Origin of the sequence: Bradyrhizobium sp. S69 (genome assembly GCF_009766005.1) — a bacterium.
In the GTDB taxonomy this organism is placed as follows: Bacteria; Pseudomonadota; Alphaproteobacteria; order Rhizobiales; family Xanthobacteraceae; genus Bradyrhizobium.
Window position 1 is genome coordinate 38,382 of record NZ_LMUK01000025.1, and the last position, 17,158, is coordinate 55,539.

Annotated in this window: 22 protein-coding genes; 17 read left to right on the plus strand and 5 right to left on the minus strand. The window is 61.8% G+C overall.

Features of this window, described 5'->3' with window-relative positions; translation table 11 throughout:
- Positions 1 to 36: 36 nt before the first annotated feature.
- Both GSQ88_RS09495 and GSQ88_RS09500 read right to left on the minus strand, forming a co-directional pair.
- Entirely contained in the window at positions 37 to 1,425 is a 1,389-nt protein-coding gene (locus GSQ88_RS09495) for a serine hydrolase domain-containing protein (RefSeq protein WP_159007442.1), read from the minus strand.
- A 165-nt stretch (positions 1,426 to 1,590) separates the two neighbouring features.
- Positions 1,591 to 2,142, minus strand: a complete 552-nt coding sequence (locus GSQ88_RS09500; RefSeq protein ID WP_174247967.1) for a tetratricopeptide repeat protein — start codon at positions 2,140 to 2,142, stop codon at positions 1,591 to 1,593.
- A 215-nt stretch (positions 2,143 to 2,357) separates the two neighbouring features.
- Here GSQ88_RS09500 and GSQ88_RS09505 point away from each other — a divergent pair, with 215 nt between their 5' ends.
- The 4 genes from GSQ88_RS09505 to GSQ88_RS09520 all read left to right on the plus strand — a co-directional run bounded on the left by GSQ88_RS09505 (position 2,358) and on the right by GSQ88_RS09520 (position 4,954).
- Positions 2,358 to 2,765, plus strand: coding sequence for a His-rich protein BRANT (locus GSQ88_RS09505; RefSeq protein WP_246735175.1), 408 nt, complete (start codon positions 2,358 to 2,360; stop codon positions 2,763 to 2,765).
- A 228-nt stretch (positions 2,766 to 2,993) separates the two neighbouring features.
- Entirely contained in the window at positions 2,994 to 3,437 is a 444-nt protein-coding gene (locus GSQ88_RS09510) for a hypothetical protein (RefSeq protein WP_159007444.1), read from the plus strand.
- Between the two features lie 291 nt (positions 3,438 to 3,728).
- Complete coding sequence (locus GSQ88_RS09515; RefSeq protein ID WP_159007446.1) at positions 3,729 to 4,442, plus strand: outer membrane protein; 714 nt, start codon at positions 3,729 to 3,731, stop codon at positions 4,440 to 4,442.
- Positions 4,443 to 4,705: 263 nt separating this feature from the next.
- Positions 4,706 to 4,954 carry a DUF6719 family protein gene (locus tag GSQ88_RS09520; protein ID WP_174247968.1) on the plus strand — a complete coding sequence of 83 codons (249 nt, stop codon included), beginning with the start codon at positions 4,706 to 4,708 and terminating at the stop codon, positions 4,952 to 4,954.
- 11 nt (positions 4,955 to 4,965) lie between these two features.
- Here GSQ88_RS09520 and GSQ88_RS09525 read toward each other — a convergent pair whose 3' ends face one another.
- Positions 4,966 to 5,220, minus strand: a complete 255-nt coding sequence (locus tag GSQ88_RS09525) for a hypothetical protein (protein WP_159007448.1) — start codon at positions 5,218 to 5,220, stop codon at positions 4,966 to 4,968.
- Between the two features lie 439 nt (positions 5,221 to 5,659).
- Here GSQ88_RS09525 and GSQ88_RS09530 point away from each other — a divergent pair, with 439 nt between their 5' ends.
- The 3 genes from GSQ88_RS09530 to GSQ88_RS35950 all read left to right on the plus strand — a co-directional run bounded on the left by GSQ88_RS09530 (position 5,660) and on the right by GSQ88_RS35950 (position 7,217).
- The gene (locus GSQ88_RS09530) at positions 5,660 to 6,064 is read left to right on the plus strand and encodes a hypothetical protein (RefSeq protein ID WP_210253775.1); all 405 of its coding nucleotides are present in this window, start codon (positions 5,660 to 5,662) and stop codon (positions 6,062 to 6,064) included.
- Complete coding sequence (locus GSQ88_RS09535; protein WP_159007452.1) at positions 6,061 to 6,921, plus strand: alpha/beta fold hydrolase; 861 nt, start codon at positions 6,061 to 6,063, stop codon at positions 6,919 to 6,921. The genes GSQ88_RS09530 and GSQ88_RS09535 overlap by 4 nt, the downstream gene beginning before the upstream one ends.
- A gap of 164 nt (positions 6,922 to 7,085) precedes the next feature.
- On the plus strand, positions 7,086 to 7,217 hold the full coding sequence (locus GSQ88_RS35950) for a hypothetical protein (protein WP_283810673.1): 132 nt from the start codon (positions 7,086 to 7,088) through the stop codon (positions 7,215 to 7,217).
- A gap of 69 nt (positions 7,218 to 7,286) precedes the next feature.
- On the opposite strand, the gene GSQ88_RS09540 is transcribed toward GSQ88_RS35950, so the two are convergent.
- Complete coding sequence (locus GSQ88_RS09540) at positions 7,287 to 7,793, minus strand: hypothetical protein (protein ID WP_159007454.1); 507 nt, start codon at positions 7,791 to 7,793, stop codon at positions 7,287 to 7,289.
- Positions 7,794 to 8,010: 217 nt separating this feature from the next.
- Between GSQ88_RS09540 and GSQ88_RS09545 the strand changes: the two genes are divergently transcribed.
- Positions 8,011 to 8,457, plus strand: a complete 447-nt coding sequence (locus GSQ88_RS09545) for a DUF4118 domain-containing protein (protein WP_246735177.1) — start codon at positions 8,011 to 8,013, stop codon at positions 8,455 to 8,457.
- Between the two features lie 132 nt (positions 8,458 to 8,589).
- Here the strand turns inward: GSQ88_RS09545 and GSQ88_RS09550 are convergent, their stop codons facing one another.
- Entirely contained in the window at positions 8,590 to 9,804 is a 1,215-nt protein-coding gene (locus GSQ88_RS09550; RefSeq protein WP_159007456.1) for an ABC transporter substrate-binding protein, read from the minus strand.
- Positions 9,805 to 10,151: 347 nt separating this feature from the next.
- Here GSQ88_RS09550 and GSQ88_RS09555 point away from each other — a divergent pair, with 347 nt between their 5' ends.
- The 9 genes from GSQ88_RS09555 (at position 10,152) to GSQ88_RS09595 (ending at position 17,156) form a co-directional block, all read left to right on the plus strand.
- Entirely contained in the window at positions 10,152 to 11,480 is a 1,329-nt protein-coding gene (locus GSQ88_RS09555) for an extracellular solute-binding protein (protein ID WP_159007634.1), read from the plus strand.
- 137 nt (positions 11,481 to 11,617) lie between these two features.
- On the plus strand, positions 11,618 to 12,577 hold the full coding sequence (locus GSQ88_RS09560; RefSeq protein ID WP_159007458.1) for a carbohydrate ABC transporter permease: 960 nt from the start codon (positions 11,618 to 11,620) through the stop codon (positions 12,575 to 12,577).
- Complete coding sequence (locus GSQ88_RS09565; protein ID WP_159007459.1) at positions 12,574 to 13,527, plus strand: carbohydrate ABC transporter permease; 954 nt, start codon at positions 12,574 to 12,576, stop codon at positions 13,525 to 13,527. Before GSQ88_RS09560 ends, GSQ88_RS09565 begins: the two co-directional genes overlap by 4 nt.
- Positions 13,528 to 13,547: 20 nt before the next feature.
- Complete coding sequence (locus tag GSQ88_RS09570) at positions 13,548 to 13,736, plus strand: hypothetical protein (RefSeq protein WP_246735179.1); 189 nt, start codon at positions 13,548 to 13,550, stop codon at positions 13,734 to 13,736.
- A 6-nt stretch (positions 13,737 to 13,742) separates the two neighbouring features.
- Positions 13,743 to 14,840, plus strand: coding sequence for an ABC transporter ATP-binding protein (locus GSQ88_RS09575; RefSeq protein ID WP_159007461.1), 1,098 nt, complete (start codon positions 13,743 to 13,745; stop codon positions 14,838 to 14,840).
- The gene (locus tag GSQ88_RS09580) at positions 14,833 to 15,840 is read left to right on the plus strand and encodes an ABC transporter ATP-binding protein (protein ID WP_159007462.1); all 1,008 of its coding nucleotides are present in this window, start codon (positions 14,833 to 14,835) and stop codon (positions 15,838 to 15,840) included. Before GSQ88_RS09575 ends, GSQ88_RS09580 begins: the two co-directional genes overlap by 8 nt.
- Positions 15,837 to 16,451 carry a dihydroxyacetone kinase subunit DhaL gene (dhaL, locus tag GSQ88_RS09585; RefSeq protein WP_159007463.1) on the plus strand — a complete coding sequence of 205 codons (615 nt, stop codon included), beginning with the start codon at positions 15,837 to 15,839 and terminating at the stop codon, positions 16,449 to 16,451. The genes GSQ88_RS09580 and dhaL overlap by 4 nt, the downstream gene beginning before the upstream one ends.
- A complete protein-coding gene (dhaM, locus tag GSQ88_RS09590; RefSeq protein ID WP_159007464.1) occupies positions 16,448 to 16,849 on the plus strand; it encodes a dihydroxyacetone kinase phosphoryl donor subunit DhaM in 402 nt (133 codons plus the stop codon). Before dhaL ends, dhaM begins: the two co-directional genes overlap by 4 nt.
- On the plus strand, positions 16,842 to 17,156 hold the full coding sequence (locus GSQ88_RS09595) for an HPr family phosphocarrier protein (RefSeq protein ID WP_159007465.1): 315 nt from the start codon (positions 16,842 to 16,844) through the stop codon (positions 17,154 to 17,156). Before dhaM ends, GSQ88_RS09595 begins: the two co-directional genes overlap by 8 nt.
- The last annotated feature ends 2 nt before the right edge of the window (positions 17,157 to 17,158 follow it).

Genomic DNA, 17,158 nt, shown 5'->3' on the forward strand with positions numbered 1-17,158 from the left:
AATGCCGCGCCCCGGGCGGCGTGGCTTGCGCAGAACTCAGCGGGCGGGGCGGCGTTTGCGCGGCGCGTATCGGCGCTCGAGCTCAGCGCCAAGGATCTTTTCCGGCTTCAGATTGGCGCCGGCCAGCCAGATGTCGGTGACCGCGCCCGCCTTGTTGCGGGACCGGCGCACGCCTTCGCCATAGCTGCCGTAGCCGCCGGCCAAAATTATCTGGCCGGCATCGCGGCCGGTGACCGCGATTTCCGAAACATCCATGAATGGATTGATGGCGTGGGGATTGGCGGCGATCACCAGATTTCCGGCCGGCACCAGATCGACCGCACCCCACTGGCTCCACCAGCGGCCGGTCCAGTCACGAACCCGCCGGCTCGGCGCGCCGCGCGCCGCAAACGCGCGCAGGATATGGATGGCGCCATCGACCCACAGCCCGGCCCAGCCGTCGGTGGAGTTGGTCAGGACGGTAATCGCGAGCTCGCGGGTAGGGATCACACACGTGCGCGAGATATAACCCTGGAAGCCTCCGGTATGGCCGAACCAGTCCCAGCCGGCGGTGCTGCCGCTCATGGTGCCCAGGCCGTAATAGCCTTCCAGGCTTGAATCCGGATTGCGCCAGAGTTTTCGGGTCATCTCCCGCCGGCTCGCGGCCGACAGCACGCTGTGTTTCGCGTTGGGCGCCAGTTGCGCGAAGAAGCGCGCCACGTCTGCCGCCGTGCTGACGAAACCGGCGGCGGATGCGATCGCATGCGCCGGATTGTCCCCGGGAACGACCAGACGCCGGCCCAGCGGACGCCGCAGCGTATGGCCGCGCGCAAACGGAACAGCTTTGGCAAGCGGCATGTCGGGCACCGTCTCGCGCAGACCGCAGGGATCGACGATCTCGCGCGCGATCCAGTCGCGATAAAGCTCGCCGGTGATGGCCTCGATCGCCAGGCCAAGCAATCCGAATCCGTGATTGGAATATTTCAGGCGCGTGGAGGGCTCGATCACGGGCGGCGCTTGCAGATCCGTCATCAGCTCCTTCTGATCAAGATAGGGCTTGCGGTCGATAAACTGTCCGCTGTCAGCGCCGTCGCGGGTGAGGCCGCCGCTATGCGACAGCAGTTGCGCGATGGTGGCTTCCGCGATCCGCGGGTGCAGACCTTTGACGTATTGCCCGATTGGATCATCCAGCCGCAGTTTACGCCGCTCGCGCAGCTTCATGATGCCGGCTGCGGTAAAGCTCTTCGAGTGCGACGCGATCCGAAACCGGTGCCGCGGCGTCAGTTTCTCGCCGGTGTCGAGGTTGGCGCTTCCGAATGCGTATTCGGCGACGACCTTGCCGCGGTGGGCGATCGCGATAATGCAGCCGGGTTGCTGCACGCCCTGCACCTGAAATTCGAGCCAGTCGCGGATGTAGTCCACCGCGTGTCGCAGCCATGGCTCCATAGGCGCACCAAATGTCAGGGGAAGCGATCGGATCCTTGCGAATATCCAGCCGGTACGTTCCTGGATGTTACCCGACAAAACAAAACCGGCACAACCTTTCAGTTGTGCCGGCTGGATTGCGTCGATGAAATCAGGCTTGGCGTTGCTCGGTAAAGTTGGCCTTGCTCAGTAAACGAGGCCGGTGCCGGGCGGCTTTTCCAGCGCGGCTGCCAGCGAACGATATTCCGAGCTGTCGGTGCCGGCGAGGGAAGCGATCTTGTTCAGGTGATATTCCGCCTGTTCGCGATTGCCCTGTTCGAGCTGCCACAGCCCGTAATATTGCCAGGTCCGAACATGGTTCGGATCGGCCTTCAGCGCGCGCTCGTACCAGACCTGCGAGACCTTGTAGTCGCCGAGCTTGCGATAGGAATAGCCGATCAGGTTGGCGACGTCGGCGCGATCGTCCTGACCGAGCGCTTTCAGTTGCTCGATCGCGGCAGCATAATCGTGATGGTCATAGATGGTGCTGTAAGCCGTGTGATAGCCCGCGAGGAAGCGCGGATCCTCGATGCTGGAGCTCTTGTCGTCCTTCTTTTTCTTGGCCTTGCTGCCACCGTCCGAGGCCGGCGGTGCCGGATTATCTCCGCCCGCGGCGTAGGCCGACTTGATTACCGGCGCCACGGCCAGCGCGGCGGTGACGACAGCCAGCATGAAAAACTTGATCCCAGATATGCGCATGCATCTCTCCAGATTTCAGATGTAATGATCCTAAGCCTGAGGATAGGAACCGCCAAGGGGGCGGAACATTCCCGTCGCAGTGAAATAAATCGTGCTTCCGGCACGTAGCTTCAGACGCCATCCCGGCCAGAACATGACCAAGATGTCATCCAGATGAACGAAGTCCATCGCCGCGCTTCAGTTTGGGTTCAGTGCCGGACCACTAGTGTCACGGCATGATCAACGAGCCCGGCCATCCGACCGGCCGCCGTGCGATCCCAGAGGAGACACCCATGTTGAAGACTATTTCCGCCGCGCTGCTCGCCATTTCCGTTTTGGCCGCCCCCGCGATGGCGGCCGGTATTGCCAAGACCACGCCGGTCAGCAAGACCACCGCCGCCGCGCCGGTGGCAAAGACCGCCCAGGCTCCTGCGATCAACGCGGTCAAGGCGAAGCCGAGCGTGATGAACTCCAATGCAAAAATGGGCCGGCATCATCACCGCTTCCATCGCCATCATCGCTTCCACAAGCGTTTCCATAAGCCGTTGCACAGGCACTTCCACAAGCATGTGGGCGCCAACAAGCCGCACCAGTTCTCGAAGGTCACGGTCAAGCACGTCAAGACCGCCGTCAAGCGCGGTTGATATCGGTCCGCGGGCGCAGGTTCGTTCCACATTGCCCCGCCGCGTCAGCGGATTTGAGAGCCGGCCCGCACGCCATTGCTTCCCCAATGGCTGCGGGCCGGTGCCGTCGTGATGGCCTGAATTTGAGGCTTGCAGACGAATTCCATTTCACCGGATCATGCTCTAGGTTCCGTTCGACGCGAACCACGGGGAAGCAGGTTGCGCCAGGGGGTGGGCTTGAGGTCGGGATTGGGGAAAGCTGCGAAGTGTGCGGCGATACCGCTGCTGGCGGCAGGGCTTGCGGCCTGCGCGGGCATGGGCATTGGCGGCGGTGGCAGCGACGAGAGCCGGAGCATCAGCTACACCGATGACAAAGGTATCGCCAATCAGCCATACCCCAATAATTACCGCACCGAACTGCTGGCGTTCCTCAAGACCTATCTCAACAATCCCGTCGGCGTGCGCGACGCCGTCCTGGCCGAGCCAGCCCAGCGCACCGTCGGCGGCCGGCTGCGCTATGTCACCTGCCTGCGGTTCTCGACGCGCGATTCCGACGGCAGCTATCACGATGCGCGCGAACGCGCTGTCGTCTATGTCGACGGCCGGCTCGACCATGTGGTCGAGAAATCCGGCGAGGTGTGCGCCGGCGCCGCTTATGCGGCGTTCCCGGAACTCGAGAAACTGACGCGCTGACGCTTTCGGTTGGGTGCACCGCTGATGCGGTCGCGCCCGCGCGCCCCAAAGCTACGATCACTTTTCAGGGAGGTTTGAACCGGAGCCTGTTCCGGGCGAACGCAATAATGGCGGCAATGGGCCAATTGTCGGCAATAAGTTGCGGGAAAATTGCGAGTTCCGGGAACAAAATGCCGCCGTTGCCTCGCGGTCACAGTTGCGGGCTATCCACATTCCGCCCTTTGCCCCGAAGCAACCAAATTGGCGCCACCTTGTTTGATTGATGTCACGACGACAGTAACGGGGAACATCATGAAAAAGCTTCTACTGACCAGCGCCGCGGTCTTCGCCTTTGCGGCTCCGGCGTTCGCCGCGGATTTGCCCGCGCGCACCTACACCAAGGCTCCCGCCTATACGGCGCCGGAAGCGGTGTACAACTGGACCGGTTTCTATGTCGGCGGTCACGTCGGCGGCGCCTTCGGGGGCAGCAGCCTGGACGGCAGCGATGCCCGCTTCCTCGGCGGCGTACAAGGCGGCTTCGACTATCAGTTCTCGACCAACTGGGTGATCGGTGCCGAAGCCCAGTACAGCTGGCTGACCGGCGGCAGCAATAGTGGTGTGCTGTTCCCAGGCAGCGGTACGCTCGTAAGCTCCAACAGCGACCAGCTCGGCTCGGTCACCGGCCGGCTCGGTTACACTTGGGGTCCGACGCTGCTTTACGCCAAGGGCGGTTACGCCTGGCGGGATAATCCGAACGTCTCCGCGAGCATCGCCGGTTCGCCGGTGGCCTTCACCACCGACGGTAACCATCGCGATGGCTATACGGTCGGCGCCGGCCTCGAATATATGTTCGCCCCGCAATGGTCGGCCAAGATCGAGTACCAGTATTACAATTTCGGCAATACCGCGTTCACCAGCGGACCGGCTGACGTGGTCGGATCCCGCTTCCGGGACGACGAGCACACCGTCAAGGCCGGTATCAACTACCGCTTTGGCTGGGGTGGCCCGGTCGCCACGCGGTACTGAGGGATTTAGCCTTCTGTGAATACGGGCCGGCGGGATTTCCGCCGGCCTTTTTGTTTGGCCAAGGTTCGTTGAGCAAAGCTCGTGGCTGAGGCTCGTTGGCCAACGATTTGGTTTGGCCAAGACGTGTTTGCACAAATCTTGCTTGGGAGGACGCGTGGGGACGCGCGCGGGGTGGGCGATAGATCGCCGAAATTAATTTGGCCGTCATCGGAACTTCGTCGCGCGGGTGTAATTGTGCCGTCGTGGGTGAGTGGACAGTGAACATGCGTGCTTTGGTGTCAGTGCTGGTTTTTTCCGCTGTGGCCGCGTTTGCCGTGCCGAGCGTTGCCCAGACCGTTCTGAAATCCGAGCCGTTGGCTCTCGCCCCCTACGAGGTCGCCTTCGTGCAGGACGCGTCCTGTCCCGCCGGTCAGGTTCTCAAGGTGACCGGCGCCATCAGGGGGCTGCATCGCCGAAAAGTCTGCGTGGCGTTCGCCGCCGAGCAGGCGTCCCTGGCCGTGGCGACGCCGTAGGCAAACGCGCCTCACGAGTTCAGCGAGAGATCCAATTGGACGTCGCGTTCGGCCTCGGCTTGGTTCCTGGCGGGGTCTTCCTGCGGATCCGGCCGGCAGGGCCTTATCTCGTAGTCGTTGTCCAGAACCGGGCGCGGCGCCGGCTTTTCCTCGTCCGAGACCGCATCGACCACCAGCCCGCTTTGCCGCGCCAGTTTCCAGACGTCCGCCTCGGTCGGATAGGCCTTGCTCAGCCGGGCTTCGTTGCAAAACAGCGCGTAGGGCATGGGTCGGCTCCGCCAAACCACGTTAACGCACGGCGCCGAATAGGGTTTCAGCCCTATAGGGCTTTGGACCCGGCCGGTCGCCGCTTCACCTGCCGGCGAGGATGAGGGCGGAGATAGCGGCGGCCGGGGGCGGATTTTGCCATTTTGGCTGGAGTCCCTGAGTCGTAAACGAGTCCTGAATCCCGAAAAAAATATTGGCCGAGACTCACCGGATAGAATCGCCCGATGTTTTCGCCATGAGCCGAACCAGCCTGCAAACCTCCTGCGAACGCCTGCCCATCGCGCTGTCGGTGGCGCTATTGGGGGCCTGCGTGGCCAATCTGACGCTGGTCTGCGTCTGGCTCGGTTGACGCTGAGCCCAATCCCCCCATCATGCCCTAAAAATAGCTGAAGCCGCGCCGGCGCGGCCGGCGGAAACGCGCATATGGGGAGGCCTTACGTGATTGAGGCGCTGAAACAACGGGTCAATGACGACGAGGCACTGGTCAGGCGCGGACGGTACCTCACCACGACCTTCCTTTTGGAAGTCGGCCGCGCCGCCTGGCTGATCGCGATCTTCGAGGGCCGCATCGTGTCGGTGACGCCGGGGCCGTTCGTGATGCCGTCGTCTTCGTTTGCGCTGCGCGCCAGTGAAGAGGAGTGGGCAAAATTCTGGACCCGCCGACCGCCGCCCGGATCGAACGACCTGATGGCCCTGATCAAGCGGCGCGTGCTCAACGCCGAGGGGGACCTCCAGATCTTCATGGCCAACCTTCGCTATTTCAAGGAGGCGTTGGCCAAGCTGCGGCCGCAAGAAATCGTGCAAGAAACTTTGCAGGGAACTGCTGAGCGAGGCGCGGCATGAGCGTCCGGTTCGAGCCGATCGTCGGCCGCTACATGCATCTCGATCTGTTCGGGCGCAACCATCGCATCTATGTCGAGGAAGCAGGCCAGGGCACGCCACTGCTATGCCTGCACACCGCCGGCGCCGACGGGCGGCAATACCGGGCGCTGATGAACGACAAGCGCATCACCTCAGGCCATCGCGTCATTGCGTTCGACATGCCCTGGCATGGCAAGTCGTCGCCGCCGTCAGGCTGGCACAATGAGGAATATCAGCTCACTTCGGCGCAATACACCGGCATGATCCTCGAGGTCATCACCGCGCTCGAACTCGATCGTCCGATCCTGATCGGATGCTCGATCGGGGGACGCATCGCGCTGCATCTGGCGCTCGAACACCCCGAACGCTTCCGCGCGATCATCGGCCTGCAGGCCGGCGCCCATGTCGACCCCTATTACGACCTGAACTTCCTGCACCGTCCCGACGTCCATGGCGGCGAGGTCTGTGCCGCCATCGTGTCCGGGCTGGTCGGGCCCGATGCACCTGACGAGGAGCGCTGGGAAACGCTGTGGCACTACATGCAAAGCGGGCCGGGGGTGTTCAAGGGCGATTTGTATTTCTACAAGCTCGACGGCGACATCCGCGGTCGCGTCGCCGAGATCGACACGCGGCGCTGCCCGCTATTTCTGCTGTCCGGCGAATATGATTATTCCTGCACGCCGGAAGAGACGCTCGCGGTGGCCCGGAGCATCGCGGGCAGCGAAGTCACCATCATGAAGGACCTCGGCCATTTTCCAATGAGTGAGAACCCGACGGAGTTTCTAAAGTCTCTGCTGCCGGTACTGGAGAAGATCGGGCGGCTCTCGAACAAGCCGTAAGGCGGATCGCGTTCGTGGCCGGCATGGCCTTCAAGAAACGGCCGGCCAAATCGCCTGCCAAAAACCACCTGTCGAAAATCGGGTTCGGGTAATTTTTAGCTTGAAAAATTGTTCTTCTTTTGTTCTTATGACCTTCCGAGATACATCCTTTTCAGGAGGTCACGATGGACGATACGAAGCAGCGAGAACTGATCCGGCTCTGGAATCTGATGCGCAAGGCCCAAGGGCCGATGGCCGAGGAAATCCGCATTCAGATCCTGGCGCAGTTTGAACGGGTCCAGAGCCGCGCCGCTTGACGGTGAGGACGGCGCGCTCCCGGCAGACCACAAATAGCGCTGAATGAGCCGCCTGCGCCTGCGCGCCGGTCAGTGGGCGTCTCGCGAAAGATCGATCGATACCTGCGAAACCCAGGCGCCGGGTGATTCCATCACAAACGACTGGCGGCTGCCTTTGGTGCGGACCGTCAACAGCGCGGTGATGGTGTCGCTCTCGGCCTTCGCCTCAATGACTCCGTTGACGTTTTGACCCGAGATCTTGCCGCCCTGGCGATACTGATCCTCGAACCAATTCCCCGAAATAGTGGAGCCGTCCTGGTCGATATTGGCGCTCAAGTGCATTTTATAGGCATCGCTGGCGCACAGGAGATCCATCTTCAGCGAATTTCCGGTGCTTTTGACGGCATAGTTGACCTTGCACCTGACGCGCTCGCGAGGCCCGTCGGAGGGCTTCATCGAACCCACACCGGACCACGAACCCGCGACATTATCGAAGGCCTGCTCCGCGAAAGCGGGGGCCGCCGCGAAAACCATCCCAAGCAGCGTAAATCGCAACGCGTATCGCAGGGTCCGTAGCAACGACCATCGTATCAACATCAATTCGTCCTCGACCTGCGATCGTTGCGTCAGCCATCCGCCCCCCGGGAATCCTGTCTTCGGCCCGGAGGTTTTCGTGGAGGTCTATACGGAGCGCGGTTAAAAATGGGAAGCCTGTATCCGCGTGAGATATAGGGGCCGATATGGGCCGCTTTGAGGTAGGCGCGTTTCGGAGTTTTGCTGCGGCTGGCTGCATCGGTTGGCGCGGCGGCCGGAGGTGGATGCTTTTATTGGCGCTGATCCTCCGATAGATTTCGGCTTTCCGTCGGGGCGCGTTGGGGAGGGGTTGATGCGTAGGGGTGCGGATTACATGCTCAGGCTGAGGCCGTGGTCGGCATCCGCCTTCGCGGTGGCTTTGCTGGCGGTGGTGGTTGCTGCCTTCCTACAGGGCGTGCTGGCTTCGTCGCTCGGGAGCACCCTGCACTTCGTCACCTTCTATCCCGCGATCCTGGTGGCCAGTCTTTTCGCAGGCATCCCGGCGGGGGCCTTTGCGGTAGCGCTCACCATTCCGATCGTATGGTGGGCTTTCATGCCGCCATACTTCGAATTCAACCCGCTTACCGTGGCCGACTACAACAGCTTTTTTCTTTTTTTGTTGTTTAGCGTATTGGCGATCTGGCTTTCCAAGCTCTACCGGGAAGCGCTTGTCATTTTGCGGAATTGAATTCCGGAGCGCGAATATCCCAAAGCGGATTACAAAAATCCGATAAATCGTTGTTGTTGCTGGTGCCGGTTGAGAGGACCGTTGAGCTCCACCCAAGGGTTTCGGTGACGAGGTGCCGCGGCTATAACGGGCTTACGGTTTGACCAGTGGACAGCCGCCGTCCTTCAGAGGTCGAAACGCCTGCTCGCCGGGAACTTCGGCGAGCAGCTTGTAATAGTCCCATGGTCCCTTGGATTCTTCGGGCTTCTTCACCTGGAACAGAAACATGCTGTGCACCATGCGGCCGTCCTCGCGCAGCACGCCGTTATCGGTAAACGCATCGTGCACCGGCATTTCGCGCATCTTGGCCAGCACCGGCCTGGTGTCCTTGGTTCCGGCAGCCTTGGCGGCGTTCAGATAGTGCAGGGTCGCGCTGTAAGTGGCGGCCTGATTCATGGTCGGCATGCGCTTCATGCGCTCAAAGAAACGCTTGCCGAATGCGCGCGTTTTATCGTTCAGGTCCCAGTAGTAGGCTTCGGTGATGATGAGACCTTGCGCCAAATTCAAACCCAGGCTGTTGACGTCGGAGATGAACATGACGATCGCCGCCAGATTCTGGCCACCTGCCACGATGCCGAATTCTCCGGCCTGCTTGATCGTGTTGATGGTGTCGCCGCCACCGTTCGCAAGCCCGATGATCTTTGCCTTGGAGGCCTGAGCCTGCAGCAGGAACGAAGAAAAGTCTGCCGTGTTGAGGGGATGCTTGACGCTGCCTAGCACTTTGCCGCCGGCGGCCCGGACCACGTCACCGGTGTCGCGTTCGATCGAGTGGCCGAAGACATAATCGGCCGTGATGAAGAACCAGCTGTCGCCGCCGTTCTTGACGATGGCGCTGCCGACCGTGTGCGCATTGGCGTAAGTGTCGTAAGTCCAGTGCGCGGTATAAGGCGAGCAGGACTTGCCGGTGATGTCCGAGCTGGCGGCGTCCGTCACAATCATGATCTTTTCGTATTGCTTCGATAGCTCCATGACCGCGAGCGCCGTCGCCGACGTCGGCAAGTCGATGATCATGTCGACGCCCTCGTCGCCGTACCATTTGCGGGCAATCGAGGCCGCTACGTCAGCCTTGTTGAGCACATCGGCGGTAACCAGCTCGATAGGTTTGCCGAAGATCGAGCCTCCAAAATCCTCGATCGCCATTTTGGTCGCTTCGACATTGCCCATTCCACCGATGTCGGAATAGACCGAGGAGAAGTCGGACAAAACTCCGATCTTGAGTGGTGTGGCGGATGGCTGTGCCGGCGTAGGTCCCGTGAGAGCCGCGTACAATATGGTCGCCACGGAAATCATCTTCGTGGTGCGGATCATCGCGGTTTCCCCCAAATTCTTATGATTGCCTCACAAACTATGATCGAGTTTTGTTGGCGTCAAATCGCGCTCAATTCTCGATGTCAGGCCTTTCATTGTTCGACCGAAAATAGCGGTTTCCACGGACCGCATCGCGGCTCGCTTGCAATGTTTAGTAAATCGTGATCCACTAAACAAATCGAGCCTTGCCGGGTCCTAGAATCCGGGTAGGCGCGAGGAAACGTCCGTTTAGTCATTCAGCCGTCAAGGACTGTGTTGCTCTGCTCGAAGCCTTCGAGCGGGTAGGAAAGCCGCGCCATATTGATGGGCGGCGCCACTGGGAGGGAGAACACCTGATGAAGCAGATAATGAAGGCGCTTCTTGTTGCTGCCGGGGCTTTAGGCTCCGCGATCGGCGTCGGAGCGGCGACAACGCCCGCGCAGGCGCAGGGCAAAACCATCACGCTGTGCTGGGCCGCGTGGGACCCCGCCAATGCGCTGGTCGAACTGTCAAAGGACTTCACCACCAAGACCGGTATCGGCATGAAGTTCGAATTCGTGCCGTGGACCAACTATGCGGATCGTTTCCTCAACGAACTTAATTCACACGGGTCGTTGTGCGATCTCATCATCGGCGATTCGCAATGGATCGGCGGCGCCGCTGAGAACGGCCAGTACGTCAAGCTCAACGATTTCTTCAAGAAGGAAGGAATCAGCATGGACGACTACATGCCGGCGACGGTGGTCGGCTATTCCGAGTGGCCGAAGAACACGCCGAATTATTGGGCGCTACCGGCCATGGGCGATGCGGTGGGCTGGACCTATCGCAAGGACTGGTTTGCGCGACCGGACGTGCAGAAGGATTTCAAGGCCAAGTACGGCCGCGATCTCGCGGTGCCGAAAACCCTCGATGAACTGCACGACATCGCGAGTTTCTTCCAGGGCCGGGACATCGACGGCAAGAAGGTCTATGGCGCCTCGATCTATACCGAGCGCGGCTCGGAAGGCATCACCATGGGTGTTTCGAATTATCTCTATGATTACGGCTTCAAATATGAAGATCCCAAGAAGCCCTATGCGATGGATGGCTTCGTGAACTCACCCGGCGCCGTCAAGGGGCTGGAGGCCTACAAGGAGCTCTACAAGTGCTGTACGCCTCCCGGCGCTTCCAACTCCTACATGTCGGAAGGTCTCGATGCCTTCAAGTCCGGGCAAGTCGCGCTGCAGATGAACTTCTTCGCCTTCTTCCCCGGCCTCTTCAAGGACCCCAATGTCGGCGGCGACAAGATCGGGTTCTTTGTCAATCCGGCCGGCCCCGCGGCACAGGCGACGCAGCTTGGCGGGCAGGGAATTTCGGTTGTTTCCTACTCCAAGAACCAGGGCGAAGCGCTGCAATACATCAAGTGGTTCTCCGGCGGCGATGTGCAGAAGAAGTGGTGGGCGCTGGGCGGCTATTCCTGCGCCAAGTCGGTGCTCAACGATCCGAGCTTCCCGAACAGCGCACCCTTTGCGAAGGAGTTCCTGCAATCGATGGGCATGGTCGTCGATTTCTGGGCCGAGCCCTCTTATGCGCAGTTGCTGCAAGCCGAACAGAAGCGCGTCCATGACTACGTGGTGGCCGACAAGGGCACCGCACAGGAAGCGCTCGATGGTCTGGTCAAGGACTGGAAGGCCGTCTTCAAGGAAGAAGGCAAGTAGTTTCGAGGTAACCGCCTGGAGCGCACGCGCGTGCGCTCCAGGCTCCTTTCGGCAAGGCCGATAGCTGTCGCATCGACGGTCTCGGCGCCAGGATCGACCGAAGCCAGGATCTACCGAAGCCAGGATCTACCGAAGCCATGAACGATTTGAGTACCTCATCGCAGATCACCTATCGCGCCGTGCTGGTCGAGCCGGGCGTGGTGCGTCGCATCCGGGGTTTGTCGGACAAGTCGCTGGCTTGGCTGTTCATTACGCCGACCATCGTGCTGTTGCTGGCGATCAACATTTTCCCGCTGGTCTGGACCATCTATCTGTCCTTCACCAACTACCGCGCCAACAGGCCGAACGCGCCGACGTTGTGGTTGGGGACCGATTGGTACCAGTCGATCCTGACCGATCCGGACATCTGGGCGGCGATGCAGGTGACGGCTCATTTCGTGATCTGGACCGTGGTGATCGAAACCGTGCTTGGGTTCGGACTGGCCTTCCTGATCGACAAGAAATTCCGCGGCCACGGCGTGTGGACGACCATCATCCTGCTGCCGATGATGCTGTCACCGGCGGTGGTCGGAAATTTCTGGACGTTTCTCTACCAGCCGCAGATCGGGCTGTTCAACTATTTGGTCGCCTTCGTCACCGGCCGCAGTGCCTCGTCGTTCCAGATGCTGGGCGACGTAACGCTCAGTCCCTGGGCCATCGTCATCGTCGACGCCTGGATGTGGACGCCCTACGTGATGTTGATCTGCCTGGCGGGCCTGCGTTCGATTCCGGATTACATCTACGAGGCGGCCGAGGTCGACCGCGCCTCGAATTGGCGGCAGTTCTGGTCGATCACATTGCCGATGGCGCTGCCGTTCATCATGCTCGCGGTGCTGTTCCGCGGCATCGAAAACTTCAAGATGTTCGATATGGTCAATTTGCTCACCGGCGGCGGGCCGGGCTCGACCACGGAAGTCGCCTCCATCACGCTCAAGCGCGCGGCGTTCGAGAGCTGGCGAACCGGCTATTCCTCGGCCTTTGCGATCATCCTGTTCGTGACGGTGTTTGGCCTCGCCAACATTTACGTCAAGGCGCTGAACCGGGTGAAAAGCCGATGAGTCTCGCCAACGCAGCCCATTCCGTCGTCGAACCCTCGGTCGGCACGCGCCGCTTCGCGGGCTCGCTGGTCGTACTCTATGCCGTCATCACCATGATTCCCCTGGTCTGGATCGTGCTGACCTCGTTCAAGTCGCCGGACGATGCGATCTCCTATCCACCCAGGATCCTGTTCACGCCGTCGCTCGAAGGCTATTGCAATCTCTTCACGACGCGCTCGCGCCAGACGCCGGAATTCATCAAGACGCTCGGCCCGCCGCAGGGGCTCTGCGACAATATCGCGCGCGACCGCAACATGGTCATCGCGGGGCCGTCGAATTATGTGCCGCGTTTCGTCAATTCGCTGATCATCGCGTTCGGCTCGACCGTGCTCGCGGTCGCCCTCGGCACGCTGTCGGCCTATGGCTTCTCGCGGTTCCGCGTGCCGCTGAAAGACGACCTGCTTTTCTTCATCCTGTCGACCAGGATGATGCCGCCGATTGCGGTCGCGATCCCGATCTACCTGATGTACCGCACCCTTGGATTGTCGGACACCCGGCTCGGGATGATCCTGCTCTACACTTCAGTGAACGTTTCGCTCGCGGTATGGCTGCTCAAAGGCTTCATCGACGAAATCCCGCGCGAGTACGAGGAAGCGGCCATGATCGACGGCTATACGCGCTTTCAAGCCTTCGTGAAGGTGGTGCTGCCGCAGGCGACGACCGGTATCGCGGCCACCGCGATCTTCTGCCTGATATTCGCCTGGAACGAGTACGCCTTCGCGGTGCTGCTGACCTCCGGCAACGCGCAGACGGCGCCGCCCTTCATTCCGATCATCATCGGCGAAGGCGGGCAGGACTGGCCCGCCGTGGCCGCCGGCACGACGTTCTTCCTGGTGCCGATCGTGGTGTTCACGGTGCTGTTGCGCAAGCATCTCTTGCGCGGCATCACCTTTGGAGCGGTCCGCAAATGACGCTTGATGGGAACTCGTCGATGCCGCGGTCGGGGTTCACGGACAGAATTCTGCGCCGCGGGCCGCTGGAGGCGATCGCGACCATGATCATTGCCGCGGGTGTCGTCATGCTGATGCAGCCGTTTTTCCTGATGCTGTATTCCTGGTCGTTCGCGACCACGCTGTTCGGCACGGTGATGTTCACGCTCGTCTCCAAGGTCAGGGAGTAGGGCGCCATGGCACAGATCAGGGTCGAAGCGCTCAACAAATCGTTCGGGACGTTTCATGCGGTCAAATCCGCCAGCTTCACGGTGGAGGACGGCCAGTTCCTCTGCCTGCTTGGGCCTTCCGGCTGCGGCAAGACGACGACGCTGCGGATGATCGCGGGTTTGGAGTTGCCGACCGCGGGAACCATTCGGCTCGGCGGTGAGGACGTGACGATGAATCGCGCATCGGCACGCGATATTGCTTTCGTGTTCCAGCTGTTTGCGCTTTATCCGCACCTGAATGTTCGGCGCAATATCGGCTTTCCGCTGAAATGCGAAGGCGTCGGTGCGGCGGAGCGCGAGCGGCGGGTCGAGGAAGTTGCGCGTATCCTGCGTATCTCCCATCTGCTCGACCGATCGGTATCGGGGCTTGCCGGTGGCGACCGCCAGCGCGTCGCACTTGGGCGGGCGATCGTGCGCAAGCCAAAATGCTTCCTGATGGATGAGCCGCTCGGCGCGCTCGATACCGAGATGCGCGAGGCGATGATCCGTGAATTGCGCGCGCTGCACGACCGGCTCGGCGCAACAACAGTGTACGTTACGCATGACCAACTCGAGGCCATGGCGATGGCGGATATGATCGCCGTGATGAACAACGGCGTCGTTGAGCAGGTCGCGAGCCCGCGCGACATCTATGACCGGCCGGCTTCACTCTTCGTCGCAGATTTCATTGGTTCGCCGCCGATGAACTTCCTGCCGTTTCGCGGAAGTTTGCAAACCGGCGTGCAGGCGATCCGGCTGGGCGAGCGCGACGTCGCCATTCCCACCGCGCGCGAGGCGTTGGCGGAAAGCGATCTTGTCCTCGGTGTTCGGCCGGAGCATGTGCGTTTTTCCGATCAAGGCATGGTGCGGGGTGAGGTCTATGGTGCCGAATACCTCGGTACGACCCAGATCGTGACCGTGAAGACGCGCTACGGCGCACTCAAGGCGCGCTCGGCAGCCAGCGTGTCGTTCCGGACCGGAGAGAATGTCGGACTGGACTTCCGGCCCGATACATTGTCGATCTTCGAGAAAGAGTCGGGCCGGGCGATCCGCACCGCATTGCATGAAGGAGGCGCGCATGGCTGAAGTCGAGATCCGGGCCGTCTCCAAGGCGTTCGGCAAGACACAGGCGGTTGGCGATCTGTCCCTGACCGTTGCAGACGGTGAGTTCGTCGCGCTGCTTGGGCCGACCGGCGCCGGCAAGACCACGACCTTGCGCCTCGTCGCCGGATTGGAGATGCCGGACAGCGGTTCGATCCGGATCGGTGGCCGCGACGTGACCGGCGATGCACCGGCCGATCGCGACGTCGCTTTCGTGTTCCAGCAATATTCGTTGTATCCGCATCTCACCGTGTTCGAGAACATGGCGTTCGCGTTGCGCGCCCCGATCCGTCGGGTGCCGCAGGCCGAGATTCGCGCCAAGGTGCACCAGGTGGCGCGTTTGCTTCAGATCGAAACCAAGCTTGACAACAAGGCGACGCAATTATCGGGCGGGCAGATGCAACGCGTCGCGATCGGCCGGGCGCTGGTGCGTTCGCCGCAGGTCTATCTGATGGACGAGCCGCTCTCCTCGCTGGATGCCAAGCTGCGCGGCGAGATGCGGCTTGAACTCAAGCGCATCCAGACCGATCTCGGCGCCACCATCCTCTATGTCACCCACGATCAGACCGAAGCCATGACCATGGCTTCGCGGATCGGCGTGATCGAGGCCGGGCGGCTGATGCAGATCGGGACGCCGCGCGAGATCTACGAGAACCCGGTTAGCGCCTATGTCGCCGCGCGGCTTGGCCAGCCGGCGATCAACTTGTTGCCCGCCGCGTTGTTTGCCGGTGTGCCGCCGCAGGCGCGGACCATCGGCGCGCGTACCGAGCACCTGACGATCGCGCGCGGTGGCGGCGAGGTATCGGCAACCGTGACGCGGATCGAACATCTCGGCGACCAGAGCCATCTCCATCTCAACCTGCGCGGCCAGCCTGTCGTAACGTTGTCCGACCCCGAGGCAAACCTCGGCGCCGGCGACGTCGTATCGCTCCGCCTCAACAAGCCGCTGTTCTTCGATGCGGCCGGCGCAAGGGTAGCGGCATGACACTCGATCGGGCAAACAGGGAAAAACTGGTACGGGCGCTGGCGGGAACGGTGATCGAGCACGCCGACGAACTGACCAGCCTCGATCAGGCGATCGGAGATGGCGATCATGGACTGAACATGAAGCGCGGCTTCGAGGCCGTGCTCGCGACGCTGCCGGATCTTGCCGACAAATCGTTGCCGGAAATGCTCAAGGCCATCGGAATGACGCTGGTGATGAAGGTCGGCGGCGCCTCTGGACCGCTGGTCGGTACGTTCTTCATGGAACTCGGCAAGGCGCTTCCGGAGCAGCCCGCGCGCGCCGATCTCGTTGCGGCGACGGACAGGGCGATCAATGCGGTCAAGGCGCGCGGACGCTCGGAACCGGGGCAGAAAACCTTGCTCGACGTATTGGTGCCGGTACAAGCCGTATTGGCCAATGGCGGCGACGCCCGCGCGATCGCGGCGGAGGCGGCACGCGCCGCCGATCGTACCGCGCCCATGCTCGCCATCCGCGGTCGCGCGTCCTTTCTCGGCGAACGTTCGATCGGTCACATGGACCCGGGTTCGCGTTCGGCGTCCCTGCTGATCGGCGCGGCTGTTACGACACTGGAGTTCGAGGCAAATACATGAGCAGTTCAAATTCCGCCAACGTCGGAATCGTCATCGTTTCACATTCTCCCAAAATCGCCGAGGGCGCAGCCGATATGGTGCGTCAGATGGTCGGCAGCGCCGTGCCGCTGGCCTGGACCGGCGGCGACGTTGATGGAGGGCTCGGCACGAATGTTGCTGGAATCCTCGAGGCGATCGAGGCGGCTTGGTCGCCGGCCGGCGTCGCCGTGCTGGTCGATCTGGGCGGGGCGGAGACCAATTCGGAGATGGCAGTGGAGATGTTGGCCGAAGACCGGCGCGTGCGGGTCGTGGTTTGCAACGCGCCCGTGGTCGAGGGCGCGGTGATCGCCGCGACCGAATCTTCAGGCGGCTCGTCGCTGGCTGCCGTCAAGCGTAGCGCGGAGGAATTCTATGCATGATGTCAACGCCGGCCGCGCGGCTGAAGCTTTCGCGACGCTGACCGCCTCGGCGGTTCTGGTCAATCCGGTCGGTCTGCACGCGCGGCCGTCGGTCAAGCTCACGCAAAGTGCCAAGGGTTTTGCCGCCAGGATCGAATTTGCCCTCGCGGCGGACGGGCCCTGGACCGACGCCAAGAGCCCGGTAAAAGTGATGCGCGTGAAGGCGCCGCAGGGGGCGACGCTGCATTTCCGCGTCACCGGTCCCGACGGCGAGGCGGCGCTTGCCGCGATGCTGGCGCTGGTGCGTGACGGCTTCGGCGAGGCATGAGG